This is a genomic window from Oryzophilus luti (assembly GCF_059726245.1).
Map to the genome: position 1 here is coordinate 1587742 of NZ_AP040874.1, position 17711 is coordinate 1605452.

Annotated in this window: 15 protein-coding genes and 1 tRNA gene; 4 read left to right on the top strand and 12 right to left on the bottom strand. The window is 62.3% G+C overall.

Annotated elements, in window-relative coordinates:
- The first annotated feature begins 24 nt into the window (after window positions 1-24).
- Entirely contained in the window at window positions 25-897 is an 873-nt protein-coding gene (gene rsmA / locus AC6IZO_RS06835) for a 16S rRNA (adenine(1518)-N(6)/adenine(1519)-N(6))-dimethyltransferase RsmA (protein WP_497809306.1), read from the top strand.
- A gap of 26 nt (window positions 898-923) precedes the next feature.
- Window positions 924-1736, top strand: a complete 813-nt coding sequence (gene amrB, locus AC6IZO_RS06840) for an AmmeMemoRadiSam system protein B (RefSeq protein ID WP_497809308.1) — start codon at window positions 924-926, stop codon at window positions 1734-1736.
- A gap of 308 nt (window positions 1737-2044) precedes the next feature.
- Here amrB and purQ read toward each other — a convergent pair whose 3' ends face one another.
- The 6 genes from purQ to AC6IZO_RS06870 form a co-directional block, all read right to left on the bottom strand.
- Complete coding sequence (purQ, locus tag AC6IZO_RS06845) at window positions 2045-2743, bottom strand: phosphoribosylformylglycinamidine synthase subunit PurQ (protein ID WP_497809310.1); 699 nt, start codon at window positions 2741-2743, stop codon at window positions 2045-2047.
- Window positions 2744-2883: 140 nt separating this feature from the next.
- Window positions 2884-3306, bottom strand: a complete 423-nt coding sequence (locus AC6IZO_RS06850; protein WP_497809312.1) for a hypothetical protein — start codon at window positions 3304-3306, stop codon at window positions 2884-2886.
- Window positions 3307-3514: 208 nt separating this feature from the next.
- The gene (locus AC6IZO_RS06855) at window positions 3515-4618 is read right to left on the bottom strand and encodes a 2-hydroxyacid dehydrogenase (protein WP_497809314.1); all 1104 of its coding nucleotides are present in this window, start codon (window positions 4616-4618) and stop codon (window positions 3515-3517) included.
- A gap of 260 nt (window positions 4619-4878) precedes the next feature.
- The gene (locus tag AC6IZO_RS06860; RefSeq protein ID WP_497809316.1) at window positions 4879-6069 is read right to left on the bottom strand and encodes a pyridoxal phosphate-dependent aminotransferase; all 1191 of its coding nucleotides are present in this window, start codon (window positions 6067-6069) and stop codon (window positions 4879-4881) included.
- A 224-nt stretch (window positions 6070-6293) separates the two neighbouring features.
- Window positions 6294-7280 (bottom strand): glycosyltransferase family 2 protein, encoded by a 987-nt coding sequence (locus tag AC6IZO_RS06865; RefSeq protein ID WP_497809318.1) that lies wholly within the window; start codon window positions 7278-7280, stop codon window positions 6294-6296.
- A 138-nt stretch (window positions 7281-7418) separates the two neighbouring features.
- Window positions 7419-8321, bottom strand: coding sequence for a universal stress protein (locus AC6IZO_RS06870; protein ID WP_497809320.1), 903 nt, complete (start codon window positions 8319-8321; stop codon window positions 7419-7421).
- A gap of 382 nt (window positions 8322-8703) precedes the next feature.
- Between AC6IZO_RS06870 and AC6IZO_RS06875 the strand changes: the two genes are divergently transcribed.
- The gene (locus AC6IZO_RS06875; protein ID WP_497809322.1) at window positions 8704-10953 is read left to right on the top strand and encodes a TonB-dependent receptor; all 2250 of its coding nucleotides are present in this window, start codon (window positions 8704-8706) and stop codon (window positions 10951-10953) included.
- A 204-nt stretch (window positions 10954-11157) separates the two neighbouring features.
- Here the strand turns inward: AC6IZO_RS06875 and AC6IZO_RS06880 are convergent.
- The 5 genes from AC6IZO_RS06880 to AC6IZO_RS06900 all read right to left on the bottom strand — a co-directional run bounded on the left by AC6IZO_RS06880 (window position 11158) and on the right by AC6IZO_RS06900 (window position 16078).
- Window positions 11158-11234, bottom strand: a tRNA-Arg gene (locus AC6IZO_RS06880).
- 152 nt (window positions 11235-11386) lie between these two features.
- The gene (locus AC6IZO_RS06885) at window positions 11387-12631 is read right to left on the bottom strand and encodes a M48 family metallopeptidase (RefSeq protein ID WP_497809324.1); all 1245 of its coding nucleotides are present in this window, start codon (window positions 12629-12631) and stop codon (window positions 11387-11389) included.
- Window positions 12632-12749: 118 nt separating this feature from the next.
- On the bottom strand, window positions 12750-13148 hold the full coding sequence (locus AC6IZO_RS06890; RefSeq protein WP_497809326.1) for a type II secretion system protein: 399 nt from the start codon (window positions 13146-13148) through the stop codon (window positions 12750-12752).
- A 16-nt stretch (window positions 13149-13164) separates the two neighbouring features.
- Window positions 13165-13632 carry a type II secretion system protein gene (locus AC6IZO_RS06895; RefSeq protein WP_497809328.1) on the bottom strand — a complete coding sequence of 156 codons (468 nt, stop codon included), beginning with the start codon at window positions 13630-13632 and terminating at the stop codon, window positions 13165-13167.
- Window positions 13633-13642: 10 nt separating this feature from the next.
- Window positions 13643-16078, bottom strand: coding sequence for a secretin GspD/PilQ domain-containing protein (locus tag AC6IZO_RS06900; protein ID WP_497809330.1), 2436 nt, complete (start codon window positions 16076-16078; stop codon window positions 13643-13645).
- Between the two features lie 196 nt (window positions 16079-16274).
- On the opposite strand from AC6IZO_RS06900, the gene smpB reads away from it, so the two are divergent.
- Window positions 16275-16802, top strand: coding sequence for an SsrA-binding protein SmpB (gene smpB, locus AC6IZO_RS06905; protein WP_497809332.1), 528 nt, complete (start codon window positions 16275-16277; stop codon window positions 16800-16802).
- Here the strand turns inward: smpB and AC6IZO_RS06910 are convergent.
- Window positions 16799-17446 carry a methyltransferase family protein gene (locus tag AC6IZO_RS06910; RefSeq protein WP_497809334.1) on the bottom strand — a complete coding sequence of 216 codons (648 nt, stop codon included), beginning with the start codon at window positions 17444-17446 and terminating at the stop codon, window positions 16799-16801. The two genes, smpB and AC6IZO_RS06910, sit on opposite strands and share 4 nt — an antisense overlap.
- Window positions 17447-17711 lie beyond the last annotated feature (265 nt).

The following is a 17711-nucleotide window of genomic DNA, read 5'->3' on the forward strand; positions in this document are numbered from 1 at the left end:
AACCAGCGCGAAAGGCGGTCAAACTTGGCGAAGACGGCAGGCAAAGCTCCAGCGGCGAAGAAGCCCAAACTGGGCCAGAACTTTCTGGTGGACCAGAGTGCACTGGAGCGCATTGTAGCCGCACTGGGCGACATCTCCGGCAAGACCGTCATTGAAATCGGCCCCGGTCGCGCCGCCCTCACCGACCTGCTGGCCCGCCGCGCCGGACGCCTCATGGCCATTGAACTCGACCGCGTGCTGGCCGCGCAACTGCGCCTCCACTTCGCCGCATTCAAGAACGTGGAAATCCTCGAGGCGGACATTCTCGCCGTCGACTTCCACACCATGCTGGGCGCGCGCCCCGGCCCGCTGCGCGATCTGCGCCCCACCGAGCGCCCCAAGTGCGATGTGGTCGGAAACCTGCCCTACTACATCACCAGTGACATTCTGCTGCGCCTGTTTGCGCTGCACGAGCGCATTGAGACCATCGTCGTCATGATGCAACAGGAGGTGGCCGAGCGCGTGGCCGCCCAACCTGGCACCCGCGACTACGGGCTGCTCTCCGCCACCGCGCAGCTTTACACCCGCGTGGAGCATCTGTTCACGCTGCCGCCCGGAGCCTTCAACCCGCCGCCCAAGGTTCACTCCGGCGTGCTGCGCATGACGGTGGCACCGCGCTTCACGGAACTCAACGTGGACGAAGCGACGTTCATCCCGTTCCTCAAGCTGCTCTTCGCGCAGAAGCGTAAGACGCTGGTGAACAACCTGCGCGACCACTACGCGCCCGCCCTCGTGCAGGCCTGCTTGAAGAAGCTCAAGATCGACACCGCCATCCGCTCCGAGGCCCTGGGGCTGGAGCAGACCTCGGCGCTGTTCAACCTTTTGCGCTCGTCTCAAACCGCCGAAACGGGCGCATAATAGCGGGCGGAAAAGGAGCGTACGCCATGCATCCCCTCCGCGAGCCCGCCGTCGCCGGCCAGTTCTATCCCGGTAACACCTCGGAACTGACGCGTGAAATTGAGCAGTACACCGCGCCCGCGCCCGGTGAAAAACTGCGCGCGCTCGGCTGCGTAGTGCCGCACGCCGGTTACATGTACTCCGGACACGTTGCCGGAGCGCTCTACGCGCGGCTGGCGCTGCCCAAACGCTTCATCATCCTCTGCCCCAACCACACCGGCTACGGGCAGCCGCTGGCCATTCTCAGCAGCGGACGCTGGCGCACGCCGCTCGGCGACGCCGAGGTGGACCACGACTTGGCGGAGACGTTGAAGGAAGGCTTCCCGCTCCTGCAGGAGGACATGGACGCGCACCGGCGCGAACATGCGCTCGAAGTGCAGCTTCCCTTCCTCCAGAAGCTCGTGCCCGGCTTCCGCTTCGTGCCCATCACGGTCGGCACCGGACAGTTTGAGGTGCTGAGCGCGCTCGGCGTGGTGATGGCCAAGGCCATCGCCTCCGCGGGCGAGAACGTGATGATCATCGCCTCCAGCGACATGAACCACTACGAGAGCGACGAGGAGACGCGCATCAAGGACTCGCTGGCCATCGAGCGCGTGCTAGCGCTCGACCCGCGCGGATTGTTCGACACCGTGCGCCGCGAGAAGATCAGCATGTGCGGCTACGGCCCCGCAGTGGCCATGCTCACGGCCGCCACCAAACTGGGCGCAAAAAAGGCCGAGCTGATCAAATACGCCACCTCCGGCGACGTCAGCGGCGACCGCGACCACGTCGTGGGCTACGCCGGCATCGCGGTGATGTAGGTTCGAACCTCTGCGCATCGCACTGCACGCTGCGCTTTCATCGGAGCGTCATGCTGAGCGCAGCGAAGCATCTGCTGTTTGGCCGCAATACAGAAACCATTCAGACACGAGTGCGCGAAAGACTTGTATCAGGGCACGGCTTCAGCCGTGCCGCTTCCGCTGCACAGAGAACCGTTCCTCGGCGAGGGCTGCGATCATTCTTTCGCACGCGACAGCGCGCGTCGCAGCCCGAGTTGAGGAACTGCGTGCTGAAATGAAAAAGGGACCCCGGCAATTCGCCGCAGTCCCTTCCATGAAATTAATCGGCTTTATCGCGCCTGTGCCGCGCTGGTCACCAGCGAGCGCAGGATGCGCACGCCGTCGGTCATGCCCAGTTCCGGCTCGCTTGCGCGCTCCGGGTGCGGCATCATGCCGAGCACGTTGCGCCCCTCCGAGCAGATGCCCGCAATGTTGTCGAGCGAGCCGTTCGGGTTGGCCTCGTCGGTAATCATGCCGGAGCGGGTGGAGTAGCGGAAGAGCACGCGGTCCTGCTTCTTCAACTCGGCCAGCGTGGCCTCGTCGCAGAAGTAGTTGCCTTCCATATGTCCCACCGGAATCGACAGCACCTCGCCCTTGGTGAGCGCGTGCGTAAACGGCGAGTTGGTACTCTCCACGCGGATATCGACCGGCTTGCAGATGTACTTGAGGCCGCGGTTGCGCATGAGCACGCCGGGCAGCAGGCCGCTCTCGCACAGAATCTGGAAGCCGTTGCAGATGCCCATCACCAGTCCGCCGGTGGCGGCGAACTTGCGCACCTGCTCCATGATCGGCGAGAACTTGGCAATGGCGCCCGTGCGCAGGTAGTCGCCGTAGCTGAAGCCGCCGGGGACGATCACCACGTCGACATTCTGCAGATCGTGCGACTCGTGCCACAGCATCGTCGCCGGCTGACCGAAGACTTCCTTGAACGCCCAGTAGGCATCGTGGTCGCAGTTGGAGCCGGGAAAGATGATGACACCGAATTTCATGCGCGCAGGCCTCGCAAGAGTGGGATAACAACAGTCTAGCATGTATGCGCGCCTGCCCTGCCACGCGTCCACACCTGCCGATCCCCGCAGACAACAAGGCCGGACGCCGCAGCGCCCGGCCTGAATTCACCCTCTGGGTCTCAGCGAACGCCGGCCTTCCGCGCACGCTCGCGTTCATCATTCAACTCTGCGCGAGCCTGGGCCAGCTCTTCGCGTTTCGCTTTGATCTTGGCGTCCAGTTCGCTCATCTCCGCCTGCCGCTTCAACGGATCTTTCGCTGCCTCACCGGGGTCGCCGAAGAATGACGCGCGGTTGCGCGCGCTGCGTTCGCCTTCCAGATCATTTACTTCCGTGACGAGTTGATTCACTCGTTCCGCGGCACGCTCCACCCGGTCGCGATACTCCTGCGACGGATCATAATTGCTGCTGGAGGAGCGCCCTGGAAAATTGAAATGCTGCGCCGCGGGAGCCTGTGCGGAGTTCGTTGAACCGCTACCCAGATCTTCATTGGTAATGACGCGCTTTGCTTTGGGTTTTTCCGATTGCTGGTTCTGCTTCGCCACGTCTCCCAGTGACTGTGCCGTTGCCCAGCAGGCCGTCAACAGCAATACCGCAATCCATGTGCAGCATTTTGCCCGAATGTTCATCATCTTCCGCCCGAAAAGAGATCGCCCGTATGATAATGCGGCAACGTCTTGCAACGAATGAATTCTGCTCTCCGTATACTCCAAGGTAACGGCATGCAGCGCCCGCCACCCGCCGTCTTTTTCACTAGCGGAATGCTTCCTTGTTCACCACGTAGGGCATCTTCGTATAGTCGCCGCCGTAGTTGCCTTCGAGCATGTCGATCAGCCCCTGCGCGCAGCGTCCCGCCATGCCAACGTTCGGATCGGTGGAGAGCCGCGTGGAGACCGTGCCGCTGGCGAAGTGGTGATACAGGCGGCAGCGGCCGGCAATCTCCGGGTCGCGCAACGGAGACTCCGCCGGCAGCGGCTCCTGCTCAAACACGTCGAGCGCCGCACCGGCAATGACGCGGTTCTTCAGTGCGCGGTAGAGCGCCGCCTCGTCCACCACCGGCCCGCGCGAGGTATTCACCAGGTACGCCGTGCGCTTCATCTTCGCAAACGTTTCGTCGTTCATCAGGTGGAAGGTTGGCTTGTCGGTCTCGCCCGCACGCAGCAGCGGCACGTGCAGGCTCACATAGTCGGCCTGTGAAAGGCACTCATCGAGCGAGGCATAGCGAATCCAGTTCTTGTGCGCGGTCACGCCCAGGCGGTGACGTGTATCAAACACCTCCTGCATGCCCGCCACAAACTTCTCGTTCTGATACGCCGCGTCGTAGCACAGGATGTTCATGTCAAAGCCCGTGCACTTGCGGATCATCGCCAGTCCAATGCGTCCGGTGCCGATGACCGCCACCGTCTTACCCGTCACCTCATCGCCCAGAAACGGCAGATACGGATGCCACGCGCCCCACTGGTTTTCGCGCACCAGCCGCTCGCTCGACCACAGCTTGCGCGAAGCCGCCAGCATGATGGAGAAGGCGAACTCGGCAGTGGCGTCGGTCAGCACGTCGGCCGTATTGGTGAACGGAATCTTCAGCCGGTTGGCGTCGGCGCGGTTGATGTTGTCAAAGCCCACAGCGAGCTGTGCCACGCCCTTCAGCTTCGGGCTGGCGCCGAGCACCTCGGCGTCAATCGCATCGCGTAGCGTGGTAATCAGCCCGTCGATGCCGCTCTTCACCTTTTCAGTGACGAGGCTCTTGGGCGGAGCCTCCGGGCCGGGGTAAACCTCCACGTCATAGCCGCGCTCGCGCAGCAGGTTGATCGCTTCTCCGATGTTGCAGGTGGCAAACACACGGAACTTCGAGCTCAATGGAACCTCCAGGATCATTGCAACGGCAGTATGAATGCAGGGACATTCTAGACCGGATTCGCAAAAGGTGTGTCTGTGAAGGAGCCGGGCAGCATTGCCCGGCGGTGAGAAAAGCGGACACACTCATCGCGCAATTGATCTAACGGCTGGCGCGGTTGCGCAGAAGAGCGGTTTTCCCTGCTTTCTCCGCCACCGATTGGATGACGCCCGCAAAGGAAAAGGCCCGCCGTTTGGGGCGGGCCTGAGGCAGAAGGAACAACTTACAGATTCTTGTTCGCCCACTCTTCCACGCGGTCGAGCGCCTTCTTGATGTTCTCCATCGAATTCGCGATGGAGAAGCGCAGGTAGCCCTCGCCGAAAGCGCCGAAAGCCGTGCCGCTCAGCACCGCCACGCCCGCTTCGTTCAGCAGAGCGTCGGCCAGCTTCTTTGACGGCCAGCCCGTCTTGGTGATGTTGGGGAACATGTAGAACGCGCCCTTCGGGCACTTGCAACTGAAGCCCTTGATCTTATTAATCCGCTCCACAAAGTAATCGCGGCGGCGCTTGAACTCCTCGCACATCGCGGTCACCGACGCCTGGTCGCCGCGGATGGCCTCGACGCCGGCCACCTGCGTAAAGCTCGCCGTGCACGAGTTCGAGTTCGTCATCAGCCGTGAGACGTTCTGCGCCAAGTCGGCGCGCATGACGCCGTAGCCCATGCGCCAACCGGTCATGGCGTAGGTCTTGCTGAAGCCGTCGAGCAGGATGACGCGGTCGCGCAGGTCTTCATAGGACATCAGCGAGTGGTGCTCGCCCTCGAAGATCAGGCGGCAATAAATTTCGTCGCTGAGCACGAAGATGTCGCGATCGCCAATAATGCGGTGAATGTCCTCAAAGTCCTGCCCGGTCATCACGCCGCCCGTCGGGTTCTGCGGCGAGTTCACGATGATCAGCTTCGTCTTGTCCGTGATGAGCGAAGATAATTCCTTCGTGTCCAGACGGAAATCGAGGTCTTCGCGCAACTGAATGGGCACCGGCGTGGCACCCACAAAATTGATCATCGACTCATAAATCGGGAAGCCTGGGTTCGGGTAGATGACCTCATCGCCCGGCTCCACCAGGGCCAGCATGGTGTAGAAGATGATGGGCTTGCCGCCGGGAACCACGACCACTTCTTCCGACTTAACCTGGCAGCGGCGCGTGCGGCTCACTTCCTCGGCAATAGCCTGGCGCAGTTCCGGCAGGCCGTTGCTGGGACCATAGTGCGTGTAGCCCTTGTGCAGCGCGTCAACGGCGGCTTCCACAATGTTCTGCGGCGTGTCAAAGTCCGGCTCGCCAATTTCCAGGTGCACAATGTCGCGACCCTGAGCCTCCAGGGCGCGTGCCTTCACCAGCACTTCAAAGGCGGTTTCTGTTCCCAGGCGCGACATGCGTTTGGCAAGGCGCAATTCAGTCTGCGTGGCACGGCTCATACGTTCCCACTCCACTTCCGGCCGGAGTCCCGCTCCGGCTCATGATGAACTTTTCGACTTCAACCGGCCGCCTGAGCACTGCCGGGGTGGCGCAACCGGACTCAGTATTGTAGCCCCAGCGGTCAACTGTTTTCTGCGCGCCGCCGCACACGGTACCGGAATGCGTTCGGGCACAGGAAAAGCGGCCCGGAAGCCGCTCTTCGTGAAAATGAAGTTTCGTCCACTTACTCGTGGATCTCGTGCTCCTCGCCCTGCTGATCGCTACGCAGCACGCGCGCCACGCGGTACGGCACGGCGGCGTCGGGCTCGTGGAACTGGCGCACCTGCAGGTCGCCCAGCAGTCCGAGCGCCAGCATCTGCACGCCGCTCAGGAACAACACGGTGGCAAACATCAACATCGGCCCATGCGCCTGCATCAGGTGAACGTGATAGAAGAACTTCTCCACCAGCAGATAGAGCGAAACGGCCAGGCCGCCGAAAATTCCTCCCATGCCGAGCGTGCCGAAGAAGTGCATCGGCTGCGCCATGTACTTCAGCAGGAAACGGATGGTGATCAGGTCGAAGAACACGCGGAAGGTGCGCGAGATGCCGTAGTGCGAGGCGCCCTTGTCGCGGTTGATGTTCTTGATCGGAATTTCGCAGATCTTGGCGCCGTACCAGGACGCCAGCGCCGGAATGAACCGGTGCAGCCCTTCGCCGTACAGCGGCACCTGATCGAGCAGGTCGCGGTTGTAGGCCTTGAAGGTGGTTCCGAAATCATGCAGTTCCACGCCGCTCAGCTTCGACATGAGCCAGTTGGCGCAGCGCGACGGAATGCGGCGCAGCCACAGGTTGTCGATGCGGACCTTGCGCCATCCGCTGACGATGTCATAGCCCTCGTTCAGCTTGGCGAGAAAGGCCGGAATGTCGTCTGGATCGTGCTGCAGGTCGCCGTCCATGGCGATCACAAAATCGCCCTCGGCGTGGTCAAAGCCGGCGGCCAGCGCGGAGGTCTGCCCGAAATTACGGCGCAGTTTGACGACCACCACGCGGCTGTCCACCGCCGCAATCTGCTGCAGCAGGTAGAAGGTCTTGTCGCGGCTGCCGTCATCAACAAAGACGAGCTCGAACGTTTCCCCGGCGCCTTCCATCACTGCCTTCAGGCGGTCGTAAAGCTCGGTAACGCTCTCCTGCTCGTTATGGAAAGGGACAACAATTGAATACTTAGGCACGTTACAAGTATAAGGCCTCGCGTGCCCGCGCAGGCGCAAAAAGGCGCCGGTTTCTCCAAAGACGGCGAGCCGCGGGACGGCCCGCCATCTTTAAAGATTCCTTAACCTCCGCCAAGCCCCAGGCAGCCCCTTTTCGTGCTACTTCGGGCAGACGGTAAAGACCGGGCAGTTCGCCTGCACTGCCACCGGGTAGGCATGTCCGCCGAGCGCGTGCACGCGTGGCGCGTCGCTCATCGAGGGATGCACACCCATGATGATCAGGTCCGCATTGCAGGACTTTGCGGCCTTCAGAATCTCCTCGACCGCGTTGCCGGTCTGCACCAGGATCTCCGGCGGATGCGGCAGCGTGATGTCGCATTCGCGGGCCAGCAGCATCATGCGCATCTGGGCCTGCTCGCACTCGTCGGCGTCATGCACGGCGCGCGCGGTCGGCACCACGTTGATCATCGTCAGCATGGCGTCGTGCTTTTCGGCAATGGCCGCCGCCCAGCGGTAGGTGCCCACCAGCTCCGGCTCAAAGTCTGCCGCAAACAGGATTCGCTTGAAGTCACCGGTGCAGTGCTCCATTTTCACTTTCGGCCCAACGGTCAGCACCGGGCACGGAACCGAGCGGATGATGCGCTCGGAGTTGGAGCCAAACAGCAGCTTCAACGCACCCTGAATGCCGCTGGTGCCAAGAACAATCAGGTCGATGTTCTGCTTGTGAACCAGCCGGTGAGTAATGTCGGCGGCCGAGCCGCGGTCATAGACCTCTGTCGGCTTCAATCCGGCCAGGTTGGTTTCGGCCAGGAACTGTGTCATGTCCCTGCGGCTCAGTTCCTCGTCGGTCTCCATCTGGAAGCTGGTATCGGTCCAGTAGCCGTCGTAATTCCACAGTCCATGCGCCACGCACAGGTTTGCGCCGCTGCGGGCGGCAATCATGCCCGCCAGCCGCGCCGCATCCCGCGAGGCCTCGCTGAAATCGGTTGGCAAAAGGATGTTCTTGTACTGGATTCGAGCACGCACGTCCATGCTCGTTGCGATGGTAGAGGCGGAAGTCATGGGATACCTCCTTGGACCTCTGGCTTGCTTTCCGCGCACATCCTCCCTCGCGGCGGGCCGCTTGTCAATGAGCCACGGCACAGGATTCCGCCCGTGGCACTCCAAACGGGGAGCACACCCCGCGGCGCATCCGCCCCGGTTTTTCTCGTATACACGAGGCTATGATTGTAATGTTTACATGTCTTGTAAATCATTTCTATGTAGTGTTAACGTGAACTACGCGAAAGAGCCTGTTTTCGCGCTCCATCCCCACCAGGCACTGAGGAGTCTTATGCACAACTTGTCTTCCCCGTTTCCTCCCCCGTCACGGCGCGGCATGCGCGCGGTACGGACGCAAGCTCTCTGTTCCCCTGTTCTCCTTATTCTTCTGCTGCTGATCTGTGTGCCTTTCGCCGCCGGACAGGCGTCTTCCAGCAAGGCCACGGCTGCAACGGTGACCGCTCAGCAGACCCGTGGCGCGCTGGTCGGCATGGTGCGTGATCCCAAGCTGGCGGCCATCCACGGCGCCAGTGTGACCGTCACCAATCTCCAGTTGAACCTCATCCGCACCGCCAAGACCGACGATCAGGGCCTGTACCAGTTCGCCGACCTGCCCCCGGCCACCTACAACTTGAAGGTGGAAGCCAAGGGCTTCAAGACGGTGCTGGTAAACGCCGTGGCGCTGGAGCCGGGTGCCAGCGCGCGCCAGGACGTTGCCATGACCATCGGCGTGGCAACCGAGCATGTCACCGTGCTGGCCGATCTGTCGGCCATCGACGTGCCCGTCTACAGCCAGACCGCGACCGTCAGCAGCGCGCAGATTTCCACCCAGACCTTTACCCGCCGCGACATCGACGTGCTCAATCCGTCCTCGGTCTACGACCTGCTGCCGCTGGCCGCCGGCATGAACGTCACCTTCCAGGGACGCAAGATGTTTGACTTTCTGGAGACCCGTGGCGGCGACACGCCGGGCATCGTGATTGACGGCTACTACATGCCGCAGGGGCAGGCCAACCGCGTGCTCGCCTTCCTGCCGCCGGACGCGATCGAGTCCATCCGCGTGGTGCAGGACTCCAGCTCGCTGACAATCGGCCCGTTGCAGTCGCCGGGCAGCAGCAGCTCGGCCCCCAACCAAGGCTACGTGGTCATCAACACCCGCCGCGGACAGAAGCTCGAAGGCGGAATGTCGTTTACCGGCGGCAACCTGGGCACCACCAACGCCGAGGTTTACCACGGTAATAAGATCGGTCGCTTCAGCTATTTTGTCGCTGGCTACGGGACAGTCTTCCAGGGCCCGCGCAACTGGTATGACGCCAGCAACTCCGGCTCCGGCCTGCTGACCGCCCGCTATGATGGCGCCAAGTTCAAGGTCGACGTCACCGGCTTCTATAACAACGCCATGCGCGAGTTCCAGCGTGCCAGCGCCGGTGGCAACACCAACCAGAAGTGGAAGTACGACCCCATCAACACCCTGATGCTGGCCGCCACCATCAGCAAGCCCTGGACCGAGCACCAGATCACCTCGTTCTCCTATTCGCACGGCAACGTCCGCGACAAGATCTGGCTGACGAACTTCACCCCACTCACCACCGTCACGCCCTCCGCCGAAAAGGTCTTCGAGAACAACTTCCACCTGTGGCACACCGCCATCTTCCGCCGCGACCAGTTAAAGGCGGGCTTCGAGTCGGTGCTGTTCAACACGCCGACCGGTTACGCCTCCACCACGGCCTGGCAGGAAGTGGATCTGTTCAGCGGCTACCTGCAGGACGAACACCAGTTCACCAGCCGCCTCAGCATGGATGCCGGCTTCCGCTTTGACCGCAGCTACATCCTGCACACCACCTCGCACTACGGCAATGACCTGACCAATCCGGCACTGGTCAACCACACCTGGCAGGACCCAACCTATTCGTATTCGGTGGGCGCGCTCTACAAGCTCAACCGCATCTACGAGGTCGCACCCCGCTTCAGCTACTCCAAAACGCCGATCGATCCCTACATTCTGACGGTCAACAACGCCACGCTCGATCCCGAGCAGCGCTACCGCTATGAAGTCGGCGTGAAGGCAAAGTACGCTGCCGCGTTCCAGCCGCAGGTCAATTTCTACTACTACAACATTGGCAACTATAAGTACGACACCGGCAGCGGCGTCACCGTCACCACCGGCGGCAGCAGCTACACCGTTGACTACTACAATCAGGAAAAGGTGCTGCGCAAGGGCGTGGAGTTCTCCCTGCTCGGCACGCTGCCGCGCGGCTTCAACTACCGCACCAACTACGCCTATCAGCAGTCGACGCTGAAGACGACCGACATGGGCCTGCCGCATCACCTGTATTCGGTCATGCTCGAACACAACTACCATGGCTGGAACTCAAGCGCGAACCTGCGCTACGTCTCCGGCTGGCTCACCAAGTGCTCCGGCAAGAGTTGCGGCACCGCGTACTATCCGATCGGCGACTACACCTCGATCAACGTCAACGTGGGCTACAACTACCACGTCTATGACATTCCAGTGCGCGCCACGGGCTTCATGCGCAACGCGCTGGACAGCAACTACCAGACCACCTACGGCTACCGCAACGTCGGCCGTACCTACGGCGTCAAGCTCGACGTCTACTTCGGCGGCGAGCAGGCGCCCAAGCTGCAGAAGTAACCCAACCTTCTGGACGACGGCTGCCCTCCGCGTCCAGAGACCTTCTCGCGAAGGCCCCGGCCACACCCCGGCCGGTGCCCTCGCGGGAAACACTCCTCGCTCGCTCGTCGCGAACGCCCCGCCGCCATCAGCATCAACCAAAGCAAAGTTCGCCCACGCAAAAAGCCGCCTGTTCAGGCGGCTTCGCAACTGCAATCAAATCTCTGGTAGCCCCGGGCAGATTCGAACTGCCGACCTCCGGTTTAGGAAACCGCTGCTCTATCCAGCTGAGCTACGGGGCCACTCTGCGTGATGGGTTCATTATCGCATGAGTTCAGGCCACGCCGGAGCGCCGCTGCAGACGTACGATCCGACGACGAGCGGACATTTACAGTGCAAGAGGCCGCGCACGATGGCGCGGCCTGTATCTCTTGTGTGGAACTGTGGAGGATTGCTACTGGTCGTCGCGGCGCTTCAGCGTCGGACGGTCGTCGCCGCTCTTGCTGTCATCCTTGCTGGTGCTGTCGCTGCTTGCGCGGCGCAGAGAAGGCGCAGCTTTCTCGTCCTGCGGCTTGCGGCGGTTCTCAATGGCAGCCAGCCGGGCCTTCACATCGGCAAACTCGCTGGTGGTCACCACGTAGGTGTCCTTCGCCGGCAGGACGCGCGCAATCTCTTTCTGCGAGTTCTCAATGCGGTCCGGCGTTTGCGGATGCGTGGAGAAAGCCTTGGCCAGCGTGCCCGGTTTCTTCTTCTCCTGCGCCATCAGCTTCTCAAAGAACTGCACATAGGCCTGCGGATCGTAGCCGGTCTTGTACATGTACTGCACGCCAAGGAAGTCGGCCTCCGACTCATCAAGGCGCGAGAACTTCAGGAACGTCATCGGCAGTCCGATGCCGGCCGCCGAACGTGCCGCCAAACCAACGCCGCCACCCACGAAGATCAGCGGGATGGTGCCGATGTTGAGCCAGTTGGCCTTGGTCATCTGGCGCATGGCGTGGCGCGCGGCCACGTGCGCAATCTCGTGCGCCATCACGCCCGCAAGTTCTGCTTCTTCATCGGCGGCCAAAATCAGCCCGCTGTTGACGTAGAAGAAGCCGCCGGGCAGCGCGAAGGCGTTGACCTCGTCGCTGTCGATAACCTTGATGGTGAACGGAACCTTGGCGTCGGAGTTGCGCACCAGGTTCTGCCCGATGCGGTTGACGTACTCATTCACCACCGGGTCGGTCACCAGCTTGGAGCTTTGCTCCACCATCTGCGCGTACTGTTTGCCCAGGCGCACCTCGCTCTCCAGCGAGTACCAGTTGCCCATGCCACGTTTGCCCATGCCACGGTTGCCAATGGCATCCACGTCGTCCTTGCTCCCCTTCTTGACGTTGGGGTCCTTCTGCATGGGAACGTTTTCTTCGGGCTTGACGGGGGTTTCGCTGAGGGTGGTGTCGGCCTTCGGGTCCGGCTGCGGCGCCAGCACCGGCGCGTTGCCGGTAGAGCCCGTCGAGGGCTGCGCGCCACTCTCCTGCTTGGAGGCGCTGGAGTCCTGCTTCTGGGCGTCCTGCGTGCCAGCCGCAGTGGTGGCCGTTGACGAGGTCTGTGACGCCGCCGGTTGCGGTTGCGACTGCGCCTGTGTTCCCGTCTCCTGCTGCGCGGCTGCCATCGTGGCCAGCGTGCACATCAATGCCAGCAATGCCAAACGTGCTTTCATACATCCCCTCCAGCGGGCCGCCCCTCGGCCTCCCGGTTAGACGCTCCAGCCGGAGGCCGGTAAGCAGCCTCCGTGGTGTCTGATTATACTGCCGTGGAGCAGCTTGTAAGGGGCTGGTCTACCAGGTGTTGTAAGCGCTGCCGTTGCTGCTGGGGGCGGCGCTTCCGCTGTGGACGTCGCTGATGCCGGGCTGCGTCTGATCCATGGACATGGACGCCTCCTCCATCTCGGTCTGCCAGGTGTCGGCCGAATCCGTGATGGGGTCCTTGGGCAGCGCGTGCATGTAGCCGGCGCTCACCAGGTCCTGAAGCGATTGCGGGGCCTTCTGCTTGTCCAGCGTGTACTGGTCAATGGCCGAGCGCAACACAAACAGGTTGTTGCGCAGCACCGTCTCGCGGGCGTGCAGCACCGACTGCTGGTAGCTGGGAATGGCGATGCCGACCAGAATCGTGATGATGAACATGACGATCATCATCTCGATGAGGGTGAAGCCACGCTGCGAACGCCGATTTTTCAAGCTCACCTTCATGCCTCTACCAGTCGGAATACTTGCTGCCGTCCAGCGCCGTGTCCGGTGACTTGGTGAACACGTCGAAGACATTCTGGCCGCCCCAGGACTGCGACTGCGGATCGTCCTGCATTGATCGCATGCCCCAGTCAGTGCTCTTCGTCATGGGGTCTTCCGGAATGCGCCGCAGCCACTTGACCTTCTTGCCGTTGATGTCGATGCCGTCGACCAGCGTCTGCAGGTCCGGCGGGTACCCCTCGGTGCCAATCTTGGTGCGGATGTTGGCGCTGGCCACGTCATTGTTGTAACGGTCAATGGCGTCGCGCATCTCCCACAGCGCGTGGCGGAGCATGCGCTCCTTCTCGCGCTTGACGGCCGTGCGCGCCAGCGGCAGGGCGGCTCCGGCCAGCAGCGCCATGATGGTCATGGCCACCACCAGCTCCACCAGCGTAAAGCCCTTCTGCCTTCCGCGAACCGTGACCGGCAAACGCACGCTGCGCCTCCTAGCGGATGGTCACCACGGCCTGTGAGCCGGTGGCCTCAATGCTCTGCTGCGCAGCGTCGCGCAGCATGGCGCGGTTGATTGCGATGGTGCCCTTGCCCGGCGCCGTCGCCACAAAGGTAAGCGTGAAAACCGTGCCGCTGCCGGTGATGCCCGGCGTGTTCGGCGGGCGCGTGGCGGAAATCTGCACTGCACCGCCGCTGGGGTCCTCGCGATGCACCAGCGCCACCGCCTGCCCGTCCTTGGAAAGCAGGTCGCCGCTGGAGACGTTCACCAGCTTGAGCACCGCTGGGTCAAAGACAATCAGCGCCGGCACGGAGAAGACGTTCTGGCCGCCGGTCAGCACCACGTTCACGGAGAACGTTGCGCCGGTGGCCTGGTTCAGCAACGGCGGATCAAAGCTCAACAGCGGATTGCTGCCCATCGCGCCCATCTGCGCCGAAGGCGATGCCGCAGGGGCTGTTGCCGAAGGCTGCACGGCAGAGGACATTGCCACGGCCGCGTTCGCAGGCGCCGGGGCGACATTTGTCGCCATCGGCTGCACTGACGAAGCAGTGGGAGCAGGCGTCACCGCCGGAGACATAGCCGGAGGCTGCGGTTGAACCTGCGCGGGCGCCGTCTGAACCGGAGCCGGTTGCGACGGAGCAGGCTGCGTCTTGACGGGCTGCGGCGAAGGCGTGCGGCGGACTTCCAGAATGTTGGCAGAGCCCACGTCGATGGCGCGCGTGTTCAGCTCGCTGATGTCCTGCGCGCGAACCACGTGCGGCGTCAGGGCAAAAACAATTTCGTTGTCCGTGCGGTCCTTGCTCGACTGTGCGAAGAAGTAGCGCAGGATGGGGATGTTCGCCAGCCACGGCAGGCCGGTCAACGACTGCGATTCGGACTCTTCAAAGATGCCGCCCAGCAGGTTGACTTCGCCTTCCTTCAGGCGGATTTCATGCTCGATCTTGCGCTGGCCGATGATCGGCTGCGAGACGCCGCCGATGTCCTTGTAGGTCACAATCGACGAAATTTCCAGCGAGATCTTCAGCGTCACGTCGCGGTTCATGTGGATGTGCGGAGTAATCTCGACGTTCACACCCACGTCCGTGTACTGGAACTGCGTGTTGACCAGTGCGCTGATGCCCGTGCCCGTTACGCCGGCACCGCTCGAATACGAACCGGTGGCGATAGGCACGCGCTGGCCGATCTTCAACGTTGCCTTCTGCCCGTCAAGCGCGCGCACCTGCGGGTTCTGCAGCATCTTGGTATTGGTGTCGCTGGCCAGGGCGGTGACGCTCGCCGTCGGCATGCTGACGACAAAGTTGCGCGCATCGAGGTTGGCGAGCTCGTTCAGGTTGATGGTGGCGCTCGAGGAGCTGCTGGAACTGCTTGAGCTGGAGGTACTGGAAGTTGAGTCGGTGTTGCTCTGCAACTGAACGGTGGGGCTGCTGGAGGAGGTGAACGGCGGCTGCACGCCCAGGTTCTTCAGCTTCTCCTTCTGCACCTGCATCACGGCCAGCTCCACCACCACTTCCGGACGCGCCTTGTCGATATCGCCGATGAGCTTCTCGGCCATCGCCACCTGGTCCAGCGTTCCACGCACCACCACGGCGTTCTGCGTTGGCAGCATCTGGAGCTTTTCAAGCTTCAGGATGGTGCGCAGCGTGTTGGTGATGTCCTGCAGTTCGGTGGCGGAGGACAGATTGTTCAGGTAGAAGGTGCGAACGACCTGCTGTTCCAGGTCGCCACGCTTGGTGTTGGAGTCCTGCGCGATGTAGATGGTGTTGGGCGTGACCGGACGCCAGAAGGTGCGCGACTCGAGGGCCACAATGCGCAGTGCCTGCTCCAGAGTCACCGCATTCAACTCAATCTTGATGCGCTTCGAGGTGTAATCGGGATCGAACAGGACGTTGACACCCGCCAGCTTGCCAATCGTCTCGTAGACGGTCTTGGTGTCTTCGTAGAGCTTGAGCGTGATGGGAGCCTGCGAGATCGGAGCCAGCTCAACAGGGCCTGTCGCCCGCGCCACGCGGTCACTTACTTCCGGATTCTCCGACTTTGTCTGAGGGGCCACGCCGCGCTTGGCGTCATCCATCATCTTGCGCGTTCGCGCGGCTTCCTGATGCGCCACGAAGCTCGAAGGATCGGCCTGCTCGGCGGCTTCGAATTGTGCCAGCGCTTCTTCCAGCTTGCCCATCTCGCGCAGCATCTGCCCGCGACGCACTTTGGCGGCGGCGGCATAGAGTTTGCTGCGTTCGAACGACGTGCGGTAGCGAACGTCCTGAGGCTTCAGCTGGTAGGCCTGCTTGTAATAGTCGAACGCCTGCTCGTAATTCTGGCGCGCTTCTGCATCTCTGCCTTTGTCGAAAAAGCCCTTGGCCTTGTCGGCGGCGGCAGGAAGTATGGCGAGAAGGGTGATCAGCACGACCGCCCATACCCGATTCAGGCCTTTCATCGCGCTCCTTTTTTTGAAAACTTAAAGAGTCCGGGGGTTGACCAATACGCCTGGTCCGTTGGCATTGCGAAGCAGGCGCGATTATACCATCGAGTATTCCATCATAACGCTATGATAGGATGTGACTTTCGCGGTCCTTCTGCCGGAATGGCAAAGGGCCACGGGCCTTACCCTATTTGCAACGGTTGATGTCGCGATGGCAAAGAATACAACCCAGGAAGTTCGACCGAGCAAACCGAAAAATGTTAGCCGCGATCCGGTCGCCAGCGGCCAGCGCGATGCGACGCAGAACCGCGCCGCCGCGCATGATTACTTCCTGCTGGAAAAATTCGAGTGCGGTGTGGTGCTGCGCGGCACCGAGGTGAAGAGCGTCCGCGAAGGACGCGCCAACCTGAAGGACTCCTACGCCCTGGTCAAGGACGGCGAGCTGTTCCTGCTCAACGCGCACATCGGCCCCTACGGCCCGGCCGCCATGTTCAACCATGAGAGCCTGCGCACCCGCAAACTGCTGGCCAACAAGTCGGAGATCGAGAAGCTCGCGGCCAAAACCCAGCAGAAGGGCCTCACCCTCATCCCCACCCGCATGTACTTTAAGAACGGTAAAGTAAAGGTTGAGGTTGCGCTGGCAAAAGGCAAGCAGCTTTGGGATAAGCGCGAGACCGAACGCCGCCGCACCGCCGACAAGGAAGCCCGCGAGGCCATCGCCCGCAGCCGCAAAAGCTAGCCCGTCTCCTTCATCCAAGCCTTCCGCCGTGGCAGCCAGCGCGGCACGTTGCGGCAATATTCGCGATACTCTTCCCCGAACTTTCGCCGCAGCGTCGGCTCCTCATAGTAGACAATGAAGCCGTGCATGGCCACCGCCACGCTCAGGGCCGCCAGCATCAGCATGCGATCCGGATGGCCGAACATCACCCACAGGCCTCCCCAGCCGCAGAAGAAGGCGCAGTACATGGGATTGCGCACGTAGCGATACGGACCCACCACGACAAGCCGCTTGGGCGGCAGGAGGGGAGCAGGCGTGCCGTGCCCGATGGCCCCAAAGGCCCACACACAGCGCAGCGCCGTGGCAAAGCCCAGCGCCGAAGGCACCGCCGCCAGCAATCGCCAGCGCTGCGCCCCGGCCAGTTCCACCTGAAAACCCAGCACGCGCGGCAGCAGCCAGAAGAAGAACGAGAGAAACGCCACGCCCACCAGCATGGACCGCAGGGTGAGCCAGCGGCTGTCGCCGCCGGAGGCCGGCTGCGGAGAGCTTGCGTCAGGCGTGGACGGCAGCGATGAAGATGGTGACGGCTGCGCCGCCGACGCGTTGGTCACGGCTCGACCGGGTGGAGACGAGGCAGATGTGGCGGACTTGGTCGGGGTCTCCATGCGGCCTCCTCGCGCGCATTATGCGCCCGAAGGGCAGGAAAGCTCGACGAAAAATCGTCGTCACCTGACTTCCTTCCCCAAGAACACACACTGGCCCCTCCTTTATTGTCATCCTGAACGCCGCGAGCAACCGGCAGGCTGCTCGCGAAGGTGAAGGATCCCCCGTTGCGCCACTCTCACCCTGTAGATCACCGGGCGTTCTCACCGCGCCGCCCAATCGGCATTCCCCTAAAAACACTGCACGCCATTGCGAAGGCCGGCCTCG